The sequence below is a fragment of the Paraburkholderia sp. GAS333 genome (assembly GCF_050435665.1).
Taxonomy (GTDB): domain Bacteria; phylum Pseudomonadota; class Gammaproteobacteria; order Burkholderiales; family Burkholderiaceae; genus Paraburkholderia; species Paraburkholderia fungorum_A.
In genome coordinates this window covers 1,286,293-1,309,702 of the sequence record NZ_JBNDKS010000002.1, presented here as the reverse complement: position 1 = coordinate 1,309,702, position 23,410 = coordinate 1,286,293, and the positions used below count along the sequence as shown (strand labels likewise).

Sequence of the window (23,410 nt, the reverse complement as noted above, 5' to 3'; positions counted from 1 at the left end):
CCTTTGCCCCAAAACCATCAGCCCGGCAAGCGCCCCGCATGCTAGCAGACGCCCGCCGTGCTTCACGTCAAGCTTTGTCAATTCGCCAGGACCGGACGCATCCCGTCGAGCTTCATCTTGCTCTCCGGCGTACGCCCCTTGCGTGCACGCTTGCCGACATGCGGCGCGAGCGCGGCGCTGGTGAGCTTCTCTTCGTCCACGCGACCACCGCGACGCGTGCCGATCAACACGACGCCCGCCTGATTGATAGCCAGTGCCTGCGCGAGCGTTTCGTTGTCGTCGAGCGCCATGAGCGTGACGCCGCGTCCGCCGCCCGACAACGTCTTCATCTCGTCGAGACCGAACACCAGCAGACGTCCGCCCGACGACAGACATGCAATTTGCGTCGCGTCCGGCAGCATCGGCATCGGCGCGAGCGGCGCGGCGCCGGAGTCGATCGTCATGAAGGACTTGCCCGCCTTCACGCGGCTGACCATATCGCCAACCTTCGCGATAAAGCCGAAGCCGTTGCTCGACGCCAGCAGCAACGCCTGATCGGCGGACGCTGCGTAGTAATGCATCAGGTGGCTGCCCGACTCCAGTTCGATCAGCGACGTGACCGGCACGCCGTCGCCACGACCGCCCGGCAGCAACGCCACCGCGACCGAATAGACCCGCCCGTTGCTGCCCCACGCGACCAGCGTGTCCGGCGTACGGCACTGGAATGCCGCGTACAGCCCGTCGCCAGCCTTGAACGTGAAGCCCGCCGTATCCAGACCGTGGCCCTTCAACGCGCGCACCCAGCCCTTCTGCGACACCACCACCGTGACCGGTTCGTCGACCACGCGCGCTTCGAACGTTGCGCGCTTTTCCTGCTGGATCAGCGTACGGCGCTCGTCGCCATATTGTTTCGCATCGCCTTCGATTTCCTTGATGAGCAGACGCTTCATCGCCGATTCGCTGCCGAGCAGGTCTTCGAGCTTGGCTTTCTCGTCGCGCAGTTCGGACAGTTCCTTCTCGATCTTGATCTTTTCGAGCCGCGCCAACTGACGCAGCCTGATTTCAAGAATGTCCTCGGCCTGACGATCGGACAAACCGAACGCGGCCATCAACGCGACCTTCGGTTCATCGGATTCGCGAATGATGCGGATGACTTCGTCGATATTCAAAAAGACGATCATCCGGCCTTCGAGAATATGAATCCGGTCGTCCACCTTCGACAGACGATGACGCGTGCGACGCGTAACCGTCGCGAAGCGGAACGCGATCCACTCGTTGAGGATCTCGCTCAAGCCCTTCTGACGCGGCCGCCCATCGCCGCCGACCATCACCATGTTCAGCGATGCGTTCGACTCCAGGCTCGTATGCGCGAGCAGCGAGGTCACAAACTCGGTCTGATCGATACGGCTCGACTTCGGCTCGAACACGAGGCGCACCGGCGCGTCCTTGCCGGACTCGTCGCGCACGGCGTCGAGCAGACCGAGCATGGTCTGCTTGGTCTGCAACTGTTCGGGCGTGAGCGTCTTCTTGCCGAGCTTGATCTTCGGATTGGTCTGCTCTTCGATTTCTTCGAGGACCTTCTGCGCGGCCGTGTTCGGCGGCAGTTCGGTGATCACCAGTTGCCACTGGCCACGCGCGAGGTCTTCGATTTTCCAGCGCGCACGCACCTTCAGGCTGCCACGGCCGGCTTCGTACGCCGCCGAAATTTCGGCTTCGCTCGAAATGATCTGACCGCCGCCCGGGAAATCCGGACCCGGTACGTACTGCATCAACTCCGCGTGCGACAGCTTCGGATTGCGGATCAACGCAACCGCCGCAGCCGCGACTTCGCGCAGATTGTGCGACGGGATTTCCGTCGCCAGGCCCACCGCGATACCCGATGCGCCGTTCAGCAAAACGAACGGCAGACGCGCGGGCAGCGTCTTTGGCTCCTCGAACGAGCCGTCGTAGTTCGGCATGAAATCGACCGTGCCCTGGTTGATTTCATCGAGCAGCAGTTTTGCGATCGGCGTGAGACGCGCTTCCGTGTACCGCATCGCCGCCGCGCCGTCGCCGTCGCGCGAGCCGAAATTGCCCTGGCCGTCGATCAGCGGATAGCGCATCGAAAAGTCTTGCGCGAGACGCACCAGTGCGTCGTACGCCGACTGGTCGCCGTGCGGGTGATATTTACCGAGCACGTCGCCGACCACGCGCGCCGACTTGACCGGCTTCGCGTTGTCGGCGAGGCCCATCTCGTTCATCGCGAACAGGATGCGGCGCTGCACCGGCTTCTGGCCGTCGCACACGTCCGGCAACGCGCGGCCCTTGACCACGCTGACCGCGTATTCGAGGTACGCGCGTTCCGCGTAGTTGCCGAGCGTCAGGAAGTCGCCTTCCGGCGGCGGCGGTTCGTTGAAAAGGTCGAGAGAGTTATCGTCGTCCATCTAGATTCCGTATCCGTGTTTGGCTTGAAGTCTGGTTCGAATTTGAGCGCGAGGAGCGGGCTTCGAGGCCCGCTAAAAACCCGCGCTCAGATATCCGCTTCCACTTCGTTGCCCTTTTCTTCGAGCCAGCTACGCCGCGACGCCGCTTCGCCCTTGCCCATCAGCATCGTCATGCGCGCGACCGTCGCGTCGTAGTCGAGATCGCCCAGCGCGACCGGTTGCAAACGGCGCGTGTCGGGGTTCATCGTCGTGTCCCAAAGCTGCTCGGCACTCATTTCACCAAGGCCCTTGAAGCGGCTGATCGACCATTGCGTGTCGCGCACGCCGTCCTTGCGCAGCTTGTCGAGGATCGCTTCGAGCTCGCCTTCGTCGAGCGCGTAGAGCTTCTGCGCGGGCTTCTTGCCGCGCGCGGGCGCATCGACGCGGAACAGCGGCGGACGCGCGACGCACACGTGCCCACGCTCGATCAGTTGCGGGAAGTGTTTGAAGAACAGCGTGAGCAGCAGCACCTGAATGTGCGAGCCGTCGACGTCCGCATCCGACAGAATGCAGATCTTGCCGTAACGCAGATTCGACAGATCGACCTTATCGTCCGGGCTATGCGGATCGACGCCGATCGCCACCGAAATGTCGTGCACTTCGTTGTTCGCAAACAGGCGGTCGCGCTCGGTTTCCCACGTGTTCAGCACCTTGCCGCGCAGCGGCAGGATCGCCTGATATTCCTTGTCGCGGCCCATTTTCGCGGAGCCGCCCGCCGAGTCGCCCTCGACGAGGAACAGTTCGTTGCGGCCGATTTCCGTCGACTCGCAATCGGTCAGCTTGCCCGGCAACACGGCCACGCCCGAACTCTTGCGCTTCTCGACCTTCTGCCCGGCACGCGTGCGCGCCTGCGCCTGCTTGATGACGAGGTCAGCCAGTTTCTTGCCGTGCTCGACGTGCTGATTGAGCCACAACTCGAGCGCCGGCCGCGCGAACGACGACACCAGCTTGACCGCGTCGCGGCTATTCAGACGCTCCTTGATCTGCCCTTGAAACTGCGGATCGAGCACCTTCGCCGACAGCACGAACGACACGCGCGCGAACACATCTTCAGCGAGCAGTTTTACGCCCTTCGGCTGCAGGTTATGCAACTCGACGAAGCTCTTGACCGCCTGGAACAGACCGTCTCGCAAACCGGATTCGTGCGTGCCACCCGCAGGCGTCGGAATCAGATTCACGTACGACTCGCGCATCAGCGTGCCTTCCTCGCTCCACGCGACAACCCATGCCGCGCCCTCACCTTCGGCGAAGGTTTCTTCGCTCGAACGCGAGCTTTCCGCGTAACGCTCGCCTTCGAACAGCGGGATCAGCAGATCGCTGCCGTTCATGCCTTCGAGCAGATAGCCGCGCAGACCGTCTTCGTATTTCCAGCTTTGCTGCTCGCCGGTTTTCTCGTTGATGAGCGTGACTTCGACGCCCGGCAACAGCACCGCTTTCGAGCGCAGCAGACGTTGCAGTTCGCCGAGCGGCAGATTCGGCGAGTCGAAATATTTCGGATTGGCCCACGCGGTGACGCGCGTGCCGGATTTCTTTTCGCCCTTCGCGGCGGCGCGAACTTCGAGTTCTTTGGCGACGTCGCCATTGGCAAAGCTCAGCGCGGCCACTCTGCCGTCGCGCCACACGGTGACGTCGAGGCGCGTGGACAGCGCGTTGGTGACCGACACGCCGACGCCGTGCAGGCCGCCCGAGAACGTGTAGGCACCGCCGGCGGCTTTATCGAACTTGCCGCCTGCATGCAGGCGCGTGAAAACGATTTCGACGACCGGCACGCCCTCTTCGGGATGCAGGCCGAACGGAATGCCACGGCCGTCGTCTTCGACCGAAACCGAATGGTCGGCGTGCAGCGTGACGGTAATTTGCCGGCCGTGGCCGCCGAGGGCCTCGTCCGACGCGTTGTCGATGACTTCCTGAATGATGTGCAGCGGATTTTCGGTGCGGGTGTACATCCCGGGCCGTTGCTTGACCGGCTCGAGGCCCTTCAACACCTTGATCGACGCTTCGCTATACGCGGCGTTTGGCTTTTTCGTAGACATGGTTGACTCGGGTGCGTCGGTTCATCGTTGTCCACAGGTCCTGTTCATAAGTCCGTGGACAATGCGTTGAGTTTTCAAAAAAAGCGAAACGAAACAACGGGGTTAGGTGGAGTGCCCGCAGTGCGGGCAAACTGTTTGTCGCGCGGCTTCCCGTTGGCGCGCTCGACGGCGAAGTGGAACCGGTGTGCGCCCGTTCAACGTCGACTCGGGCCGAGCGGCAATCGTCGAATGCCGACAATCGGTGCGAACGCCGGGGAAGCCTGTTCGCGGGGTATTTTACTGATTTCGAATCAGGCGGCAATTGACGATGCGCGGAATTAGCCGTTTGGATAAGGCCCGGTGGGTCGAATGGCGCTCCGGGCGGCTTGATTTGCGATTTCGGATACGGGTTTGACGGCAAAGGTTGTGCGGTCTTTCGGCGCTGTCTTGCGGGGCGTGTCGCTACGCTTGCAACGTGCGTGTTGTTGCCCCCTTGCTCTTTCGCATTGCCGTTTTTAGGGGCGTAGACCTTTGCCGGATTTCGCTGAGTGGCCTGGCAGCCGCGTGCCGTCGTTCGCCCGCTGTTCAACTGCCGCTGCTGTGCTCGTGCGTCTCTGCACCAACTAGATGCCTGCTACGACGCCAGCACACTGCGTCAGCTTTCGCAGCGCCGACTGCAAACCTGCAATCGGGCCGCGCCATCACCACTCTGCTACAACCCACCTTCGCCACTCGATTCGCGCGCAGGGCCACCCACGCGCCGTCTACATCACTTGCGCCGTTTTTCCAGCTCGTCCCAACGTTCCAGCGCGATCAGCAGTTCTTCGTCGATCGCGGCGTAGCGTTCGGTCAGCCGCGTGCCTTCCTTCGGGTCTTTGGCGAAAACCGAACCGTCCTCGAGTTGAGCACCAATAGTTTTCTGCTCGGATTCCAGCGCAGCGATTTGCCCGGGCAGAGCCTCCAGTTCGCGCTGCTCCTTGAACGACAGCTTCGCGCCGCGCTGCACATTGCGGCCGGCTCCAGCATCCTTGGCTGGCGCCGACTCTTTGACCGCTTCCTTATTGGCTTCCTTCTGCGCTTCCACCGCCATTTTCTGCGAGCGGTCGCGCTGAATCTGCCAGTCGGTGAAGCCGCCGACGTACTCGCGCCACTTGCCCTCGCCTTCCGACGCGATCACCGACGTAGCGACGTTATCCAGAAACGCGCGGTCGTGGCTGACCAGCAGAACCGTGCCGTCGTATTCCGTGAGCAGTTCTTCGAGCAGTTCGAGCGTGGGAATGTCGAGGTCGTTGGTCGGTTCGTCGAGCACCAGCACGTTGGCCGGACGCGCGAACAGACGCGCGAGCAGCAGACGGTTACGTTCGCCGCCGGACAGCGACTTGACCGGCGAACGCGCGCGTTCCGGCGCAAACAGGAAGTCGCCGAGATAGCTCATCACGTGCTTCTTCTGGCCGTTGACTTCGACCCATTCGCTGCCGGGGCTGATCGTGTCCGCGAGGCTCTTTTCCAGATCGAGCTGCGCGCGCATCTGGTCGAAATAAGCGACTTGCAGATTGGTGCCGACGCGCACCGTGCCTTCGTCCGGCGGAAGTTCGCCGAGGATCATCTTGAGCAGCGTGGTTTTGCCCGCGCCGTTCGGACCGACGAAGCCGATCTTGTCGCCGCGCATGACCGTGGCGGTGAAGTTGTCGACCACCGTGCGCGAACCGTAGCGTTTGGTGACATCGGTCAACTCGGCGACGATCTTGCCCGACTTCTCGCCCTGACCGACGTCGAGCTTGACGTTGCCCTGCACGTTACGGCGTTCGGCGCGCTGATTGCGCATCTCCACGAGCCGCGCAATACGGCCGACGCTGCGCGTGCGGCGCGCTTCGACGCCCTTGCGAATCCACACTTCTTCCTGCGCGAGCAGCTTGTCGGCCTTGTCGTTTTCGACGCGCTCGATTTCCAGTTGCTGCGCCTTGCGCTCCTGGTACGCCGAGAAATTTCCCGGATACGACAGCAAACGTCCGCGATCCAGTTCGACGATGCGCGTGGCGACGCGGTCGAGAAACGCGCGGTCGTGGGTAATGAACAGCAGGCCGGTACGCAGCGACACCAGCAATTCTTCGAGCCAGCGGATGCCGTCGAAATCGAGGTGGTTGGTCGGCTCGTCGAGCAGCAGCACGTCGGGCTGCACGACCAGCGCGCGCGCCAGCGCCACGCGCTTTTGCATGCCGCCCGACAGCGAGCCGACGCGCAATTCGCCATTCAGGCCGATCTGCTGCAGCGTGGTGGCCACGCGGGTGCTCCAGTTCCACGCATCTGCGGCGTCCAGCGACGATTGCAGCGTGTTCATGCGCGACATCAGCGCGTCGTGTTCCGCGCCTTCCGGCTCGTCAGCGAGCTGGTTGGCAACCACGTCGAATTCGTCCAGCAACGCACGGGCGTGCGTCAGACCGGCGGCGACCGCGTCGAACACGGTGTCGTCCTTATCGAACTCCGGCTCCTGCGGTACGTAGACCGTGGTCAGATTCTGCTGACGCGTGACGAGGCCGTCGTCGGGCTTCGCCAGATCGGCGACGATCGTCAGCAGCGACGACTTGCCCGCGCCGTTGCGGCCGATCAGCCCGACGCGTTCGCCCGCTTCGAGAGAAAAATCCGCGTGATCGAGCAACGCGACGTGACCGAACGCCAGTTGGGCCCCGGTAATGGTGTAAAGCGACATGGAGAAATTGGCAGAAGACAGCGATGAATCGGAACTGCTCATTGTACCGGGCGCGCGCCCGGGTGCCTGTCTGCCGGAAGATATAGGCCGACGGCCGGCTTGAGAAGCGTGAACCGGCCGCGCAATCAGCGCGACAGCGGCTTTGTCTGTCTTGACGCAAAGCACGGCCAGCCGGCGTTTGCACCCGCCCGGCCGTTGAATCCGGCGATTTACTTCACGTGCACCGTGATGGTCTTGCTCATTTCGGGACCATACGACAGATGCGCGCCGTCGCCGAATTGCAGCGTCAGCGTGTGGTCGCCCGGCGGCAGCGTCAGATCCGTTTCGGTCTGACCCTTGCCGAAGTGCAGCGATTTGTCACTAACGGGAATGACCTCGCCCTTGGGCAAGCCCTTACCGTCGATCAGCAGATGATGATGGCCCGTGCCTTCCGTCACTGTTCCGGCCGGCGCGACTTTCATGCCCTCGACCGCGAACACGACGTGTACCGGATTGCTGACCGTTGCACCGTCTGCCGGCTGCACAAAAGACACGCCTGCCGCCTGCGCTGCGCCTGAGACGGCGAGCAGTCCGGCCAATGCTGCGCTAGCCAACCATTTGTTTTTAAACATCGTTTTTCTCCTTTGGGAAACGAAAGTCATGCGCGGACCGGTTCGGCCGCCGACCTTGCCGCTGCCTGGGACCGATGGTCGCAATGCATGCCAGGCGCGGCCCGCGCCTGTCCAACCAATAGCTGCGGATCAAAGCATACACGGTGTGTATGGCGAGATTCGTCCAGTGGGTCGGAGTTGTCGAGGACGCGTTGCGGCGGTGCCGCATCGGCAGTTTGCGGTCGAATTGACAAATTCCGGTAATATTGCGGGTTGCCGCGTTGCCCAAAAAAGGGGCAGATTATGCGGGCCATGCATTGACTAGAGAAGAGTACGCCGTGAGCGATGTAATTGATTTGATTGAATATAAGAGCTGGGTCTGCCTGATTTGCGGCTGGATCTACAACGAGGAAGAAGGCTTGCCCGAAGAAGGCATTGCACCGGGCACGCGCTTCGCCGCGATTCCGGAAGACTGGCGCTGCCCGTTGTGCGACGTGGGCAAGGCGGAATTTGCCGTCGTGGAGTTCTGATCTGGCTTGACTTGAACGGGCGCGCCGGGTGAACGGCGTGTCGCGGAGGTCGGTCGGTACGGTCCAGCAGGTGTAAGCCGCTGGGCCGTTTGTTTTTTGGGCGAAGGTTGCGAGTAGTGGGCGCAGGACTTTCCGGCCCTCCTCGCGCTCAGGCTCGTTTGATATACTCTGCGCTCGCTGGTGAATCTGGAGTTGCCCGTCCTCGCAGTCTTTGTCTCGCGTTGGGATGCGGTGATTGTTCCGGTTTGGTCCGTCTCCCTGTAGTTCAATGGATAGAACAAGTGCCTCCTAAGCGCTAGATACAGGTTCGATTCCTGTCAGGGGGACCAACTACCTTCCCAGCCTCTCCCAAGTTTGCCCAGAAAAGCCCCGTATGCGTTGCGCTGCGGGGCTTTTTGCTGTCGTCATTGCCCACGTTTGCCCAACTCTTGCCAAGATTCATGGGGGTATCGAGGGGGTACTTGTCCTCTACCCCCTCGATACCCCCAGCGTCTGCCGAAACTGATTGCGCCACTAACCGATTTGAAGGTTCGGCGAGCCAAAGGCGCCGACCGACCATACAAGCTCGCAGATGGCAAAGGCCTCTATCTCCAAGTCATGCCCAACGGCGCGCGCTATTGGCGAATGAAGTATCGGTTTGACGGAAAGGAAAAAGTCGCCTCGTTCGGTGTCTATCCTGAGATTAGCCTTGCTGACGCTCGCGACGCATGTCTTGCCGCGCGCAAACAGTTACGCGATGGCGTCGATCCATCTGCTCACAAGGTTAAACAGAAACGAGTGCGCGCGCTCGAGGCGACATCGACTTTCGAGATTGTCGCCCGCGAGTGGTTTGAATCGCAGAAAGGCGGATGGACCGACGTCTACGCCGGCAAAGTGATCAATTCGCTCGAAGTGGACGCATTCCCGAAAATCGGCGCCAAGCCGATCGCCGACATCGAAGCCCCCCACATGTTAAAGATCCTCCGCGCGATCGAGGCCCGCGGCGTGCGCGAAACAGCCAAGCGCGTGATGCAACGTTCCACGGCCGTTTTCCAGTACGGAATCATGACCGGCCGCTGTTCCCGCAACCCTGCTGCAGACATCGACGTCGAGACGGTGCTCAAGAGGGGGCCGGCGTTCAGCACATGGCTCGGGTCAAGCCGATAGAAATCCCACAGTTAACGCGCGATATCGCCAGCTATCAGGGCGATGTCGTCACGCGATTGGCGCTTCGTTTCATGGCGCTGACGTTCGTACGCACGACGGAAATGATCCAAGCCGAATGGATTGAGTTCGACGAGAAAGCGACCGAATGGAGAATTCCTGCCGAACGGATGAAAATGCGCGACCCGCATATTATGCCGCTTTCGAGACAGGCCCTCGAAGTCCTTGCAGAACTGCGAAAGCTCAACGGTGCCGAACGATTTGTGTTTTACAGCGTGCAAGGGCGGAAGCGCGGTCCGATCTCGAACAACACTATGCTGTTTGCGCGCTATCGGATGGGCTACAAATCAAGGATGACTGGCCACGGCTTTCGTGGTCTAGCCGCCACCATCCTGCGCGAATTGGGCTATAGCCGCGATGTGGTCGACCGACAGCTCGCCCACGCCGAGCGCAATCAAGTCACGACGGCATACGTTCACGCGGAGTATCTGCCTGAGCGCCGAAAAATGATGCAGCAGTGGGCCGAATTTCTCTCTGATCAAACCGTGCGTTGAGAGTTGGCTCACGAAATTTCGCGTAGGGTCAAGCAACCGCCACTGCGCGCGAAAAACGTAAACGTCTAAATATTGGCGAATGACGTATGTAGTTTGGCGTATGTGCCCATGACTGGCGGCAGCAGACTTGCCTTCAGCGCACAAAAGGTCCTCGACCATTCGCGAGACACATTGCCGATGAAAATTTCACCTGAAATAGAAAAGTGGTCTTGGGTTGCAGGCATTCTCGGAACCATAGTAGCAATACTCGCATTTGTCGGGCCCATGTTTCATGACTCGAATAGCAATCAACCAGGCGACCACCAAGCTGCTCCAGACATCAGCGGTCGCTGGGACATTGAACAAGCGACGAAAATTGCGTTGACAAAACTTCAGGGCACAAATTGGACAAAGCTCGCCCCCGATATGAAAGGACCCTTCGATCACAAAGGTGCCGGACAGTATCATTTAATCTACAAGCACGGAGAAAGCATCGTCGTCGCGTTCGCAACAATAACCAAAGGTGACGAATGTCATGCATGCACGCCTTACCTTAGTTTTTTTGAGTTCGAAAAAGTCTCAGATGGCTGGAGACTCGCGGACCCGGATGTAGGGGTAATACAAGCTGGAAACTGGGGAGGACCGCCTACAATGAGCGTGCGGGTTATCGCTGACGATAGGTACGGGATATTTCTACAACCTGGCTATACCGCACAAGGATGGAGTTTTGGCGAGGTACTGATATACGCGCGAATCGGTGATGCCTATCAGAAAATTTTCGAGATTCTTACCGACCAAGATGATCCTGATGATCATGGATGGGTTAGCGAAATTAGCTTAATTAAAAATGACACCGGTTTCTACGATATCGCGATAACTCGAAAAGGCGAGCCCAAAGCTGATGATCTCCGATACATCGACGGAATCAATGTTGATGAGTTGAAATGGGATGTTACTGACCAAAGCGGCAATATCCGACCACACGACAAATACCGGTTTGATGGTCAAAGATACGTGCCGACGAATCACTCGGAGTGAGCGAGAAATGATTCAATGCGCAAAGGAATCCCGGTGGTCCGCACTCTCACTTGCCTTGGCAGTTCGCCTGTCGCGCGGTCTCACAGGCGATCACCCGCGCCGCACCACATAAAGATTCTCATTGACAGCCGATAGCCGCGCTTCGATCCGGCAATCCATCGCGCGCGCGACATGGTCGACCATCTCGAAGAAACCCGCTTCCGGCCACGCGTGCACATGCAGATCCATACCATCGCGCATGTTCTGCCGTGCCAGCCTGTCAATATCGGCCTCTGCCAGCGTCTCGCCAGTCATTTCCGGGTGAACGTACCGGCAGTGTTCGATATAGGCTTGCAGGCGGCTTCCTTCGCCTCCATCGATCTCGTCAGCCAGCACATGCTCAAGCGGCGTCGCAGGCCGTCGTCTGTCCCATGTCTGGGTCATATCTGGCACGACTAGCAGGAACACGCCATCGGGCTTCAGACGCCAGATCGCGGCCTTCATGGCGCCGACAGGATCGTAAAGATGCTCGATGACATGCGCCGATATCACGAAATCGAGACTGTCGAGCGGGATCGTGTCAAGCGTCTGCGCGTCGATCCGGCCTGAGACCGTGACGGCTTCGGTGCTGAAATACTTCGCAAGCTGGTCGTGGTCGCGCACGTCGCCATAGAAGCACGTCGCGTCTGGGGGAATGGGGAAAGGACGGGATCCGGCACCAACCTCGATGCCGTTTCCCTGGATGAACATGTGAGCAACGGTACGCCGGACGATCGCTATTTCCTCGCCGCCTTTGGCCTCGGCGGCTTCGCGGCGCTGCTGGTGAAGTGATGCGCAACGCTGCATCAAATCCTGCTTGTCAAACTGATCCCAAAATCCTGCTGTCTCTTCTGGCCTATTCATTGTGAATCGCCCTCGGGTTTATTGTCGGGCGATTACAGCACCTTTGAGGAAAGCCAGCAAATTATCTGACTCGGGTAGCACCGATGAAACCATATCCGCCGTTAGTGGATGTCGCGAAACTCGACTGAATGACCAGATAGTAAGTGGTCGTGGCCGCCAGCTTGGCGCGAATTTGACCCACTGGCAGGCAGTTTGCCTGCCCGGTATCCCGAGGTGTAACTTGCTGAGGCTCGACAGCGTTGTCTTGACGCGCGCAAGCTCTTGGTAGAGGGCATCGACCCTCGGAACAGAAAAATGAAGACAAGCGCGTCCGAGCGCTCGAAGCCGCTTCAACCTTCGAAGAGGTAGCGCGCGAGTGGTTCGATCGCAAAAAAGTGCGTGGACCGAGATCGATGCCGGCAAGGTGATCAATTCGCTTGAGGTCGACGCATTGCCGAAAATTGGCGCCAAGCCGATCGGTGACATTGAAGCGCCGCATATGCTGGATATTCTTCGCACGATCGAAGCCCGGGGCGTGCGGGAGACAGCCAAACAGCTAATGCAACGTTCGCGCGCCATCTTTCAGTACGGCATCGTGACCGGGCGTTGCTCCCGCTTGATGTCGAGACCGTGCTGAAGAAAAGCCCCGGAGTCCAACCCATGGCCCGGGTCAAGTCGGTGGAAATTCCACAGCAAATTTGGAAGGTTACGAGGCATGGACCGGGACCGACTCGGTGCGCCGATATAGCCCCCATCGAGTGAAAGGTCGCCAAGTGCACCATCAGAGTCTGCCAGCCCAGCGCCCATCGATTAACAATCTGGCGCCCTCGGGAAACCAACTACGACGGCTGCCTCGGAAACGTCAAGGGTCAGTCTTCGAACGCTCAGCCGGCAGAGGCGCGGTTCAAATATCACCGGCATCGTCCATCCTTAGACATCAGCTCTCATTCCTTCCTGACTTCGGGTTGTGAGCGACGGGCGATAGCGAAAAATTCCCCGTCCACGCGCATTGCTCAGGCTTACTACCCGTGGCACTGGCCGCTGCACTGAGGCATCATCTCAGCGCCAGAATTCGGCGTAATCACGAAAACCCGTACAAATTGAAAGGATCAGAAATGAGAAGGCCCGGCACTATGGTAATCGCTGCGACGTTCGTCGCCGCCTTGGTCAGCGGCTGCGCGACAGTTGCCGAGAAGAATACTGACCAGTGTGAGCAGACAATGCAGGCGCATGCTGAGCCGGCGCTGGTGTCTGTAACGCACATCGAGACATCGCCGGACGGAAGCACTGTTACCGTGAGCGGCAAGATGGAAGATCAGCGCAATTCGACCGTTGTATCCGCACAGGCTGAGTGCCGGTTCAATGGAAAGTCGCTCTCATCTTTCCGTTGGCTTGCACCCACGAACCGCGGGGCTGGACAATGAGTCGTTGCCGGAGAATTTCCCGAAACCTCCAGCACTCCAGCTAGTGATGACCAGGTTGGTGTCTCACCGACCCATCGAAGGCAAATCAGGAATTCCTGCTCCGATCATCCGCTTCGAATCGGTTTGAAGGTCGGCCGCGACGGTCGCTATTTCGGTTGCGATGTCGTAGCCCACGTTCTCGGCTAGACCGTTGGAGAAAAGTTGGGTCATGTCGAGGCTTATCGTCAGCGCCATCGGAAACTTGATAACTTGATAGTCAATGCCCGGGAGCACGAGGTTTCCCCCGCGGAATCGAGACAGTTGTAATGCGCGCGAGGAGTTTGTAATTCGCCCGCTAAAGTTTTGTCAGCGTCGGCCGAAAAAGAACGCATATAAATAACAACGCTGAGAGACCAATGAAAAAAATCATCGCCGCATTTATCGCTATCGCCTGCGCGACTTCTACAGTCGCTTATGCCCGAGGTGGGCACTATGCCGGCGGTCATGGCTCATCGCACAAGGGCGGCCACTACAGCAACCCGCGCACACACGATCACTACGAGAAGCGTAAATAAGGGGCGGCACGCCGCAAAGCGCTTAACGCATCCAGGGGGAGGCTTGCCCTCGGAGTCGAGCAATTCGAAGGACCACCATGAAAACAAAAATGGCTCTCGCGAGCCTGACTATACTCACAGCATGCACGACCATCACTGACGTGACGCCGGCCGGCGACGGGCGCTACACCGTCACGACGCAAGTCCGCGGAGGCATGACTCCGTGGGGAGAGATCAAAGCGACTAGCCTGAAGCGCGCGGACGAATACTGCACTGGCCAAGGTAAGCAGATGCATCAGATAAACATGCAGACGCACGGCGTCCGGGGGTGGACGCCGCAAGAGGCGGAACTGACGTTTGCGTGTTCGTGATCACCGAGAGACGTATGAGCGGAAATAAATTGGCCGCTGCGCGACAAGAATTAACGCTGGCGGCGAGATCTATCGACCGGATGAAGGCGGCGACAGATCTTGATGAGTTTGACCCGAATGGAAAGATTTTGTGAACCGCACCACTCGCGTCCGTCCCAATCAACGCATTCACACTCATCCCCAATAACAGAGGCAACGAAGTCCGCGTCGAATTGAGCGGGAAGGGACAAGCAACGGCGGGCCTTGCAGTGAGACCGGGTTTGATCTTACGCCTGCAGGTCCCGCAATAAAGTCGTGCTCCCCGATTGCACCGTAAGCGTGGCAGGGACAATTACTGGCAGCGGGCACCTATGTTGACGTGAGTGCAGCAATGGCGGAGTCGGCAATGCAATGATTTTCAACATTGGACTTTTCGTCCGCGCCGCTTTCGGCTCGCGTTACGGCACTATACGAAATGAAGGACAGGTTCACGTCCTCCTTCACGCTTAAGGGGCTTTCGCACATTCAAGCCCTCCCCTTCCGCAATCCCATTCCCCCTCGCACCAACCTCCCCAACGGCCGCTCCAGAAAGCGATACGACGCCAACCCCACAACCGTCGAAATCAGCACCACGACGACGCAAATAACGTCGCCCGATATCCGGTGCTGCTGATCCACCATCCTCAGCACCTTGACCGCAATCGGCACCGAAAAAACATGCGTGAGATACAGCGAATAAGACGAGTCGCCGATACGTTCGAGCCACGCGTTCCAACGCACTCTGCTTTCCAGCGACAGCCCCACGATAAACACGGCGAGTGCAAGCAAACCGAACTTGAGAAAGCGGTTGGTCTCCGTCAAAGTCGGTGCTAACAACGTAACCGCCGCCGCGGTGACAAACAAAAAGGCCAGCGCCACCGGCAACGGGATCGTGCGTCCCGACGTATAGAACACGCCAACACAGCAACCGAACACAAACTCCAGAACGATCGGATTCGTATAGAACTGGTGGACCACGCCACCATCCGGCAGCAATCGCAACGACGAAGTCAGCGCGAGAAATGTTCCTGCGGCGAGCACGCGATGTCGCGTTGCGCACATCGCGATGGCGAACACCAGGTAGAACCACATCTCGTAGTTCAGCGTCCAGCCGACTCCGACTACCGGCGCGGTAATGCCTTCCCAATTGAGCGACGGAAAAAATACGAAAGACGTTAATGCATTCCACGCATTGAAGTGCGCATTACCAAAAGCATTGGGAACAATAACGAGCAGCAGAATGAACAGTAATGTCAGTAGCCAGTAAAGCGGAACGATTCGGGAAATGCGCGCGGCGATGAATGATCTGGCAGAAGCAATCCCGGCAGGCTGCTCATGCGTCACAAACACCATGATGAAACCGGAGATCACGAAGAACACGTCGACGCCTATTTCGCCGAAACGTGAAACACGCGCGAAGAAATGTGGAAGCCATCCATAAGCGAGGACGTTGCCGTTTGTATGGAATGCGACCACGCCCAGCGCCGCGAGCGCGCGCAGCGCCTGAATAGATTCGAACCGTCTGAAACCAACCACGCCTTTCCGCCCGTCAAAATTCGAAAGGCCTCATGGTACAGCACCTTAATTCTGATTCGTGGTATTCAGCGCACGCGCACAAACATGTATTTCGTAATACGGCAGAACCGCAATCGGTGACGTAGATTCCTTTAAACAAACCCGCCCTGCCGCAGCCAACCCGATCGACTATTCCCGACGCGGCGACGCAGCGTCGACATAAACCCATGTCGATACGCCCGACGCGAGTACGACGCGATCGCGCCGATACGCGTCGACTTCGTAGTCGTCCGCATGTTGAAGTTCTTCGGGCGTGATCGCGAAGACCGTGCCGCTCACCTTGTCGTCCGGATTGCCGCTGTAAGCAACCACCGGATGATGCGTCTTGCCGCTAGTCGCAACGACTTCGGCGTCTTCTATTTTCAGCAGGGTGAGCGAGTAGCCGGGCATGTCGTCGGCGCGGCCGTTGAGCTTCCGGCCGAAGGTCGCCAGTTGCACCTGTTCGAGTTGCAGCGTGCCGTACGAAAAAAGGTTCTCGGAGAATGTTTGATCTTTCGTGGACATATCGAGTGGTGTGATAAACGCGTTAAAAATCTTCTATCAAGCAGAGTCGGCGTGATCGGGCACGGCGCCGCCCTGCTCCGTACGCACGAGCGGCTCGCCGAATTGCAACGCAGCCAGTTGCGCATATAGCGGAGAGCTTTGCAGAAGCTCCGTATGACGCCCCTGCGCGACGATACGCCCATGCTCCAGCACGACAATGCGATCGGCCTGCTGCACTGTCGCGAGTCGGTGCGCAATAACCAGCGTCGTGCGATTTTGCGCGGCATTGTCCAGCGCCTTCTGCACGAGACGCTCGCTGGCGGCGTCGAGCGCGCTGGTGGCTTCGTCGAGCAGCAGGATCGGCGGATTCTTCAGGATGGCGCGAGCAATCGCAATGCGTTGACGCTGTCCGCCGGACAGGCGCACACCACGCTCACCGAGAAACGTGTCGTAGCCCTCCGGCAGTTCTTCGATAAAGCCCGCCGCCGCAGCCATCGACGCGGCCTGCTGTACCTGCTCGAAAGTGGCATCGGGCGCGCCGTAGCGAATGTTGTCGAGCACGCTGCCCGAGAAGATCACCGACTCCTGCAACACGACGCCGATCTCGCGGCGCAACTCGACCAGCGGCACGTCACGCGTCGACACACCGTTGATCAGAATGGTCCCCGATTGCGGATCGAAAAAGCGCAGCAGCAGTTGGAACAACGTGGTTTTGCCGGCACCGGATGGCCCGACCAGCGCGACATGTTCACCGGCGCGAACATCGAGTGAAAGCGCGGAGAGCGCCGCAATGCCCGCGCGCGACGGATACGAAAAGCCGACGTTGTCGAAGCGGATGCCGTGTCCGCGCGTGGGCAATGCGATCGTGGTGTCGGCCTCGACCACCGGCGAGCGCGCCGCCAGCAATTGCAGCAGTCGTTCGGTCGCCCCGGCGGCCCGCTGCAGATCGCCCCACACTTCGGCAACCGCACCTACCGCGCCTGCCGTGAACACCGCGTACAGGATGAACTGGGACAACTGCCCCGCCGTCATGCGTCCGGCCAGCACGGCCTGCGCGCCAAGCCAAAGCACGAACACGATGGCGCTGAACACGAGCACGATCACTACGGCCGTCAGCCACGCGCGCGCCCGGATGCGCGTGAGCGCCGTGTCGAACGCGACCTCCACTGCGCCCGCAAAGCGCTTCGATTCGTAAGGCTCCTGCGTGTACGACTGCACGGTCGGCATCGCGTTGAGCACCTCGCCGGCCAGCGCGCTCGCGTTCGCCACCTTGTCCTGGCTGGCACGCGAGAGCCGCCGCACACGCCGTCCGAAGATGACGATCGGCGCGATCACCACGATCAACGTGACGATGATGTAGGCCGACAGCACGGGACTCGTCACCGCCAGCATCGCGACGCCGCCGACCAGCAGGAAGAAATTGCGCAGTCCCAGCGAGAGGCTGGTGCCCACTACCGCCTGGATCAGCGTGGTGTCGGTGGTGAGCCTCGACAGCACCTCGCCGGTCTGCGTCGTTTCGAAGAACTGCGGACTCATGCCGAGGACGTGGTCGTAGACCGCGCGCCGCAAGTCGGCGGTCACGCGCTCGCCAAGCCAGGACACGAGATAAAAACGCGCCGACGTAGCGGCCGCGAGAATCAGCGACACCGCGAACAGCGCGACGAAATAGCGATCGATGTGAGTCCGGTCGCCGCTGGCAAAGCCGCGATCGATCAGATACTTGAACGCCACCGGCAATGCGAGCGTCGCGCCCGCCGATGTCACGAGCGCGATGAATGCGAGCACCCAGCGCCCGGCGTAAGGGCGCATGAATGGAAACAGCGCGAACAGCGGACCGATACGCGACGAACGCGGGGCGGCGGTTGACATGAAGATTCCCGGACGGAACGAAGATCCTGTCGATTGTGCCAGCGCCGCGAGTTTGACGTTGCGCGCGAATGCAAACCGTGCCGGAACTCAGACGTGCCGCGTCATGCGCCTACTGTTCCTTGCGGCGGCGAAACGCCCACCAGCCGGCCAGCCCGGTGAATCCCGCGACCAGCAGCACCATCACCCAGAAGCCGTGGCGATTTTCCGCGAGCGGAATGCCACCGACGTTCATGCCGAAAAATCCCGCGACGATGTTGATCGGCATCGCCAGAACAGTCACGAGCGTGAGTGTGAACAGCGTGCGGTTGTTCTGCTCTTCGAGCCGCGAAATGATTTCTTCCTGCAGCAGCCTGACCCGCTCGATCAACCCGGCGACGTCCGACAGCACGACCGAAAACTCTTCCGTCGATTCACGCAAGTCCTGCACGTCCTCGGGATGAAGCCACCGCGGCGGCCTCGCCAGCAGCCGGAAAATCGCGCCGGGCTCGGGCGCGAGCATGCGTTGCAGACGGGTCAGCGTCCGGCGCATTGCGCCGAGATCGAGACGGTTCTGCGTCGGACGCTGCGACAGGAAGCGGTCTTCGATCCGGTCGACATCGGTACTGGTGCGCCGCACGATCTGCACCAGCAGGTCGGCCTGATCGCGCATCAGATGAACCAGCAGTTCGGTCGGCGATCTGAAGACCTCGCCTTCGCGGACCGACGCGCGCAGGCGGTCCACGGAACGCAGCGGCTTCAGACGCGCGGTGACGATGATCCGCTGATTCGCGTAAATCCATAATGTCGCGATGTCGGACGGGATGAATTCCAGATTGAACATCACGTCGTTGACGACCGCGCGCAATGCGCCGTCCGCGTGTTCGATACGCGTCGAATGCGAGCCTTCGCGCAACGCGTCGTAAAAACCCTCGGGCAATTCGAGCTGCGTTTTCATCCAGCGCTCGCTCGCGCTGTGGGCCAGGTTGAAGTGCAGCCATAGGAATTCGCCGGTCTCGTTCGCCGGGCCGTTCACGCCGCTCGTACCGTTCGCTTCCTGCTCGCGAAGCCATTCGGCGACCTCGTCGGCGTCGACCGCGCGCCCGGCGAGCGTGGGAGTAAAGAGGAAGCCGCACACCATACCGGTCGAATCCGCACCGTAGGTTTGCAATAGCAGATCAGCTTTCATAGATCATTGAAGGTTCGCTTCCCGTCCCGATTCGCGGATTCAGCAATGTATCCGTCGAAAATGAAATCGTGACGATGGCCGCGCGTTTGCCGGCATCGCGCACCGCACGGACTGCGCTGGAACGAAAATGCCTGAGCATATCGCGGCCAGTCGAAAGAAGGTTAACCCACTGTTTTCCGGCGTGCCGGGGAATGGATCGCCGGATTCGGACGATCGCTTTTATTTCGAGCCGGTCACAAAAATGTCACTGATTCGCGCTAACCGCCGCACATTGCGTGGCGGCGGCGAGTGACCGGCATGCGAGCGTCGCGCGGAATCGGGGTGATCCGCGCGACTGAACCGACCGCTCAGGCCGGACGTTGCGGAATATTCAAACCCCGCTCCACCGCCGGACGCGCAACGAACTTCGCCAGCACGCGCGTCACGTTCGGAAAGTCCTGGATGCCGACGAGTTCGCCCGCTTCGTAAAAGCCCGCCAGGTTGCGCACCCACGGGAAAGTCGCGATATCGGCGATCGAATACGCGTCGCCGAGAATCCAGTCACGCCCTTCGAGTTGCCGATCCAGCACGCCGAGCAGACGCTTCGATTCAGCCACATAACGGTCGCGCGGACGCTTGTCTTCGTACTCCTTGCCCGCGAATTTGTGGAAGAAGCCAAGCTGGCCGAACATCGGACCGATGCCGCCCATCTGGAACATCACCCACTGAATCGCCTCATAGCGCCCGGCGGTATCTTGCGGAATCAGTTGCCCGCTTTTTTCCGCCAGGTACAGCAGAATCGCGCCCGATTCGAATAGCGCGAGCGGCTTACCGTCCGGCCCGTTCGGATCGAGAATCGCCGGAATCTTGTTGTTCGGATTCAGCGATAGAAACTCCGGCGTCATCTGATCGTTCGTGTCGAAGCGCACCAGATGCGGTTCATACGGCAAACCGGTTTCTTCGAGCATGATCGACACTTTCACGCCGTTCGGCGTCGGCAGCGAGTAAAGCTGAAGCAGGTCAGGATGGGCGGCAGGCCACTTCTTCGTGATCGGAAACGCGGATAAATCGGTCATGAGACGGGGGCACCTTTGAGCGTGAGTTGTGCGGGTAAAAACGGAATCGCCCAATATAAACCGACTTGGCGCAACGCGTCGGAGACTGCTTCAGGCAATGCACGGCGGACGTGCCGCGTTCGAATCCGCACTGGAAATCTTGCAAAAATATTCCACGCGCTACCCGCCAGCCAATCGCGGCCGGCTCACCGCCGATAGCGGGCATCACCACAAATCTTTAGTCGCCGTCCCGGCACGCGAGTTATAGCCTTCACGCCACAGCGCCGCGCCGACCGTCAGCAGCAGCGTCTTCTGCTCGCCGTCGAGCAGCTCCCACGCCACCGACAACCATGTGGCATAGCTCGCGCAGGTCGGTTCGAGATCGACGGGCGCTTTGCCCTCCAGGTACTGCCGTTCGAACATCGAAAGCACTTTTTCGGGTGTCATTGGCGCTACCTCCGTGTGGGATGCGCCAAGTCTAAAGGGCGACGCACCGCACAAGGAATGCTCCCCAAGCCAATGCCGGGTTACTCCCAGGCGTCGCGATCCGAAAACTATCCAATGCGCATCAGGCTATCCATTGCACCGTTGCGCGATCGCGCGAAAAAGAAAAGAGGTGCCGAAGCACCTCTTTTATGGCCATGGGCGACCGGCTTCGATCACGGGCGATCACACTAAGCGTGCGCCCGACGATCGCCAGCCCGATTACGGCGCGTTGCGCTTCGCGTTGTCTTTCGCGTCTTCCTTCGCATCGCCGTAGGCCTTCTGCACCTTGCCCGCGCCTTGCTGCAAGTCGCCCTTCAATTCCTTGCCGGGGTTGTCCGTAGCCTTACCAATCGCTTCGTTGACCTTGCCCTTGACCTGTTCGGCCACGCCCTTCACCTGGTCCTTGTTCATGTTCGGCTCCACTATTTGGAATGCCAGCGCGACATTACGCCAGTATCCCTATCGAGCAACGGCTGTGCCCGCGCCTCTTTGATGGCTCGTTCACCGCGGATTTATCGGCTACGGAAGGCCTCAAAAAAAATTTAAATAGGGCCTAAAGTCCCGTCGGGCCGTGCCGTAATACAGCGATGGAGGAGCTATGGATCGCAAACTCAATACGCTTGCCGGGTCGTCCCAAATCGCGCTGATCGATCACGACATCGCGCACATTACGCGTGTGATGCGGTTAGCTTTACACGGTGACCTGGGCGGCCCGATCTTGCCGGTCGCCTACTGGCGCCAGCGTCTGTTCCAGTTGCTCGACGCCTGCCACCTCTCGCATCCGCAACTCTGCGCGATTGACAGCCTCCTGCTTCAACTGCGTCAGTTCGAAGCGGAGCCCGAGCCTCGATGGGACACGCTGCCTCCGCCCGCTACGTCGGCACTTGCGCCGCAGCTCTCATCGAACGCGAGCCATCCGGCCTGAGTTTCAGGCGGGTTTGCCGACTGACTTCCACGCTTGATTTCAGGCGGCGCGATGCTGCGTCGCCGGTATTGGCACGTCGACCTGCCGCCCTTCCCCAGCCATTTGCCCGGTATAAAAAGAAGGCCGCGATCCAGGTCGCGGCCTTAACACGTCGCAACGCAGGGATTCGCGTCACCTCGCAAGCGTACACGCGCAATTGTGACAAGCCGATTTAGTCGCCCTGCCCCCTTTATCACCGAGTTTTACGGGAAATTTTCTGCCGCCTTGCCCTGAAAAAACAGAAAACGGGACGACCTTAGGTCATAATGTCCGCAAAAATTCCCAGCAAGGACTTCTGTGACCGTCGCCGCCCCGCTCAACCTGCTCCGGCAAGCGCGTACCCGCTTTACCCAACGCGAAATCGCCGCGCACGTCGGCAAGGACATCAAGACGGTGCGTCGCTGGGAAAAAGGCGAAACGCCGTGCCCGGCCATGCTGGAACCCGCATTGCGCGATCTGCTTTATCAGGGCGCGCGCGCAAAGGGCGACAACAACGGCAACGCGCAATTCCGCTTTATCGACCTGTTCGCGGGCATCGGCGGAATCCGAATGGGCTTCGAAGCGCACGGCGGCGAGTGCGTCTTCACCAGCGAGTGGAACGATTTTTCCACCCGCACCTATCGAGAGAACTACCCCGCGGGCGACGAACACGCGCTGATCGGCGACATCGTTTCGTTTCCCGCCGAAGACGTGCCGAGCCACGATGTGCTGCTCGGCGGTTTCCCGTGCCAGCCGTTTTCGATTGCGGGCGTCAGCAAGAAAAACGCGCTGGGCCGCCCGCATGGTTTCGAATGCACGACTCAAGGCACGCTCTTTTTCGACGTCGCGCGGATCATCGCGGCGAAGCGCCCCACCGCGTTCCTGCTGGAGAACGTGAAGAACCTGCTCTCGCACGATAAAGGCCGTACCTTCGACGTGATCGTGCAAACCCTGCGCGACGAACTCGGCTACGAAGTGCATTACCGCGTGATCGATGGCCAGCATTTCACGCCGCAGCATCGAGAGCGGATCATCATCGTCGGCTTTCGCGGCAAGACGGATTTCTCGTGGGACGACCTGCAACTGCCGGAAAGCGGCCCGCGTCTCGGTTCGATCCTGCATCGCACGGATGGCAGCGAACCGGCGCTACCGTGGGACCACGACCGCTTCTTCGACCACGCCGCCCGGCGCGTGCAGCCGAAGTACACGCTCACTGCCAACCTCTGGACGTATCTGCAGAACTACGCCGCGAAGCATCGCGCGGCGGGCAATGGCTTCGGTTTCGGTATGGCGTACCCGGACAGCGTCACGCGTACGCTGTCGGCGCGTTATCACAAGGATGGCTCCGAGATCCTGGTGTATCAAGGCGAGTCGTTGCGTCCGCGCCGCCTGACGCCGCGTGAGTGCGCACGGCTGATGGGCTTTCCCGACACCTTCCGGATTCCCGTCAGCGATACGCAGGCGTACCGGCAGTTCGGCAACAGCGTCGTGATGCCGGTGATGCGCGAAGTGGCGCGCATCATGCTGCCGCATGTGCAAACCCTGCTCGCCGAGGAAACCCGTCATGGTTCGAAGCAAGCTTTGTCGCTGTACGCGTGAGCGGTTCGCCGCCGTCGCTGCCGCTGAACGCGGCCATGCGTTATCGCGGCGCTGA

General features: G+C 60.1%; 20 protein-coding genes, 1 tRNA gene and 2 pseudogenes. 10 read left to right on the top strand and 13 right to left on the bottom strand.

All coding sequences use genetic code 11. The features are described 5' to 3' along the window. Positions 1–77 precede the first annotated feature (77 nt). The 4 genes from parC to ABH945_RS14980 all read right to left on the bottom strand — a co-directional run bounded on the left by parC (position 78) and on the right by ABH945_RS14980 (position 7,771). Entirely contained in the window at positions 78–2,402 is a 2,325-nt protein-coding gene (gene parC, locus ABH945_RS14995) for a DNA topoisomerase IV subunit A (protein ID WP_429250990.1), read from the bottom strand. 86 nt (positions 2,403–2,488) lie between these two features. Further along, positions 2,489–4,474 carry a DNA topoisomerase IV subunit B gene (locus tag ABH945_RS14990; RefSeq protein WP_429250989.1) on the bottom strand — a complete coding sequence of 662 codons (1,986 nt, stop codon included), beginning with the start codon at positions 4,472–4,474 and terminating at the stop codon, positions 2,489–2,491. 748 nt (positions 4,475–5,222) lie between these two features. After that, the gene (locus ABH945_RS14985; RefSeq protein WP_074763411.1) at positions 5,223–7,160 is read right to left on the bottom strand and encodes an ATP-binding cassette domain-containing protein; all 1,938 of its coding nucleotides are present in this window, start codon (positions 7,158–7,160) and stop codon (positions 5,223–5,225) included. Positions 7,161–7,369: 209 nt separating this feature from the next. Then, positions 7,370–7,771, bottom strand: a complete 402-nt coding sequence (locus ABH945_RS14980) for a DUF4399 domain-containing protein (RefSeq protein WP_429250988.1) — start codon at positions 7,769–7,771, stop codon at positions 7,370–7,372. A 317-nt stretch (positions 7,772–8,088) separates the two neighbouring features. Between ABH945_RS14980 and ABH945_RS14975 the strand changes: the two genes are divergently transcribed. The 4 genes and pseudogenes from ABH945_RS14975 (at position 8,089) to ABH945_RS14960 (ending at position 10,994) form a co-directional block, all read left to right on the top strand. Beyond that, complete coding sequence (locus ABH945_RS14975; protein ID WP_074763409.1) at positions 8,089–8,280, top strand: rubredoxin; 192 nt, start codon at positions 8,089–8,091, stop codon at positions 8,278–8,280. Positions 8,281–8,534: 254 nt separating this feature from the next. Beyond that, positions 8,535–8,609 (top strand) — tRNA-Arg (locus ABH945_RS14970). A 163-nt stretch (positions 8,610–8,772) separates the two neighbouring features. Continuing rightward, positions 8,773–9,977: pseudogene (locus ABH945_RS14965) on the top strand (tyrosine-type recombinase/integrase). 108 nt (positions 9,978–10,085) lie between these two features. Next, a complete protein-coding gene (locus tag ABH945_RS14960; RefSeq protein WP_429250987.1) occupies positions 10,086–10,994 on the top strand; it encodes a hypothetical protein in 909 nt (302 codons plus the stop codon). Between the two features lie 90 nt (positions 10,995–11,084). On the opposite strand, the gene ABH945_RS14955 is transcribed toward ABH945_RS14960, so the two are convergent. Next, the gene (locus tag ABH945_RS14955) at positions 11,085–11,876 is read right to left on the bottom strand and encodes a methyltransferase domain-containing protein (protein WP_429250986.1); all 792 of its coding nucleotides are present in this window, start codon (positions 11,874–11,876) and stop codon (positions 11,085–11,087) included. Positions 11,877–12,095: 219 nt separating this feature from the next. Here ABH945_RS14955 and ABH945_RS14950 point away from each other — a divergent pair. After that, a pseudogene (locus ABH945_RS14950) lies at positions 12,096–12,548 on the top strand (tyrosine-type recombinase/integrase); the annotation flags it as partial. A 335-nt stretch (positions 12,549–12,883) separates the two neighbouring features. Further along, entirely contained in the window at positions 12,884–13,279 is a 396-nt protein-coding gene (locus ABH945_RS14945) for a hypothetical protein (RefSeq protein WP_429250985.1), read from the top strand. A gap of 63 nt (positions 13,280–13,342) precedes the next feature. Here ABH945_RS14945 and ABH945_RS14940 read toward each other — a convergent pair whose 3' ends face one another. Continuing rightward, positions 13,343–13,552, bottom strand: coding sequence for a hypothetical protein (locus tag ABH945_RS14940; protein WP_429250984.1), 210 nt, complete (start codon positions 13,550–13,552; stop codon positions 13,343–13,345). Positions 13,553–13,674: 122 nt separating this feature from the next. Between ABH945_RS14940 and ABH945_RS14935 the strand changes: the two genes are divergently transcribed. Then, positions 13,675–13,833 (top strand): hypothetical protein, encoded by a 159-nt coding sequence (locus tag ABH945_RS14935; protein WP_429250983.1) that lies wholly within the window; start codon positions 13,675–13,677, stop codon positions 13,831–13,833. An 854-nt stretch (positions 13,834–14,687) separates the two neighbouring features. Here ABH945_RS14935 and ABH945_RS14930 read toward each other — a convergent pair. From ABH945_RS14930 to ABH945_RS14915, 4 genes are all read right to left on the bottom strand, one after another. Next, entirely contained in the window at positions 14,688–15,737 is a 1,050-nt protein-coding gene (locus ABH945_RS14930; RefSeq protein ID WP_429250982.1) for an acyltransferase family protein, read from the bottom strand. 168 nt (positions 15,738–15,905) lie between these two features. Further along, positions 15,906–16,280: a gamma-glutamylcyclotransferase family protein gene (locus ABH945_RS14925; RefSeq protein ID WP_429250981.1), complete on the bottom strand. Its 375-nt coding sequence runs from the start codon at positions 16,278–16,280 to the stop codon at positions 15,906–15,908. A 36-nt stretch (positions 16,281–16,316) separates the two neighbouring features. Further along, positions 16,317–18,128, bottom strand: a complete 1,812-nt coding sequence (locus ABH945_RS14920; protein ID WP_429250980.1) for an ABC transporter transmembrane domain-containing protein — start codon at positions 18,126–18,128, stop codon at positions 16,317–16,319. Positions 18,129–18,237: 109 nt separating this feature from the next. Further along, complete coding sequence (locus ABH945_RS14915) at positions 18,238–19,293, bottom strand: transporter (protein WP_074763403.1); 1,056 nt, start codon at positions 19,291–19,293, stop codon at positions 18,238–18,240. Between the two features lie 127 nt (positions 19,294–19,420). On the opposite strand from ABH945_RS14915, the gene ABH945_RS14910 reads away from it, so the two are divergent. Continuing rightward, positions 19,421–19,585 (top strand): hypothetical protein, encoded by a 165-nt coding sequence (locus ABH945_RS14910; protein ID WP_429250979.1) that lies wholly within the window; start codon positions 19,421–19,423, stop codon positions 19,583–19,585. A gap of 55 nt (positions 19,586–19,640) precedes the next feature. On the opposite strand, the gene ABH945_RS14905 is transcribed toward ABH945_RS14910, so the two are convergent. The 3 genes from ABH945_RS14905 to ABH945_RS14895 form a co-directional block, all read right to left on the bottom strand. Beyond that, on the bottom strand, positions 19,641–20,348 hold the full coding sequence (locus tag ABH945_RS14905) for a glutathione S-transferase N-terminal domain-containing protein (protein WP_429250978.1): 708 nt from the start codon (positions 20,346–20,348) through the stop codon (positions 19,641–19,643). A 204-nt stretch (positions 20,349–20,552) separates the two neighbouring features. Continuing rightward, positions 20,553–20,774 (bottom strand): hypothetical protein, encoded by a 222-nt coding sequence (locus ABH945_RS14900; protein WP_074763401.1) that lies wholly within the window; start codon positions 20,772–20,774, stop codon positions 20,553–20,555. Positions 20,775–21,032: 258 nt separating this feature from the next. Beyond that, positions 21,033–21,224, bottom strand: a complete 192-nt coding sequence (locus ABH945_RS14895) for a CsbD family protein (RefSeq protein WP_074763400.1) — start codon at positions 21,222–21,224, stop codon at positions 21,033–21,035. Positions 21,225–21,411: 187 nt separating this feature from the next. Here ABH945_RS14895 and ABH945_RS14890 point away from each other — a divergent pair, with 187 nt between their 5' ends. Further along, entirely contained in the window at positions 21,412–21,738 is a 327-nt protein-coding gene (locus ABH945_RS14890) for a hypothetical protein (protein ID WP_429250977.1), read from the top strand. Positions 21,739–22,074: 336 nt separating this feature from the next. Then, the gene (dcm, locus tag ABH945_RS14885; protein ID WP_429250976.1) at positions 22,075–23,355 is read left to right on the top strand and encodes a DNA (cytosine-5-)-methyltransferase; all 1,281 of its coding nucleotides are present in this window, start codon (positions 22,075–22,077) and stop codon (positions 23,353–23,355) included. The last annotated feature ends 55 nt before the right edge of the window (positions 23,356–23,410 follow it).

Bases quoted from the DNA above. Each gene is read 5' to 3' on its own strand.
- ABH945_RS14895 (WP_074763400.1), bottom strand. From the start codon at position 21,224: ATGAACAAGGACCAGGTGAAGGGCGTGGCCGAACAGGTCAAGGGCAAG.
- ABH945_RS14990 (WP_429250989.1), bottom strand. From the start codon at position 4,474: ATGTCTACGAAAAAGCCAAACGCCGCGTATAGCGAAGCGTCGATCAAG.
- ABH945_RS14915 (WP_074763403.1), bottom strand. From the start codon at position 19,293: ATGAAAGCTGATCTGCTATTGCAAACCTACGGTGCGGATTCGACCGGT.
- ABH945_RS14920 (WP_429250980.1), bottom strand. From the start codon at position 18,128: ATGTCAACCGCCGCCCCGCGTTCGTCGCGTATCGGTCCGCTGTTCGCG.
- ABH945_RS14960 (WP_429250987.1), top strand. From the start codon at position 10,086: ATGACTGGCGGCAGCAGACTTGCCTTCAGCGCACAAAAGGTCCTCGAC.
- ABH945_RS14925 (WP_429250981.1), bottom strand. From the start codon at position 16,280: ATGTCCACGAAAGATCAAACATTCTCCGAGAACCTTTTTTCGTACGGC.
- ABH945_RS14910 (WP_429250979.1), top strand. From the start codon at position 19,421: ATGCCTGAGCATATCGCGGCCAGTCGAAAGAAGGTTAACCCACTGTTT.
- parC (WP_429250990.1), bottom strand. From the start codon at position 2,402: ATGGACGACGATAACTCTCTCGACCTTTTCAACGAACCGCCGCCGCCG.
- ABH945_RS14900 (WP_074763401.1), bottom strand. From the start codon at position 20,774: ATGACACCCGAAAAAGTGCTTTCGATGTTCGAACGGCAGTACCTGGAG.
- ABH945_RS14905 (WP_429250978.1), bottom strand. From the start codon at position 20,348: ATGACCGATTTATCCGCGTTTCCGATCACGAAGAAGTGGCCTGCCGCC.
- ABH945_RS14985 (WP_074763411.1), bottom strand. From the start codon at position 7,160: ATGTCGCTTTACACCATTACCGGGGCCCAACTGGCGTTCGGTCACGTC.
- ABH945_RS14935 (WP_429250983.1), top strand. From the start codon at position 13,675: ATGAAAAAAATCATCGCCGCATTTATCGCTATCGCCTGCGCGACTTCT.
- ABH945_RS14890 (WP_429250977.1), top strand. From the start codon at position 21,412: ATGGATCGCAAACTCAATACGCTTGCCGGGTCGTCCCAAATCGCGCTG.
- ABH945_RS14980 (WP_429250988.1), bottom strand. From the start codon at position 7,771: ATGTTTAAAAACAAATGGTTGGCTAGCGCAGCATTGGCCGGACTGCTC.
- ABH945_RS14955 (WP_429250986.1), bottom strand. From the start codon at position 11,876: ATGAATAGGCCAGAAGAGACAGCAGGATTTTGGGATCAGTTTGACAAG.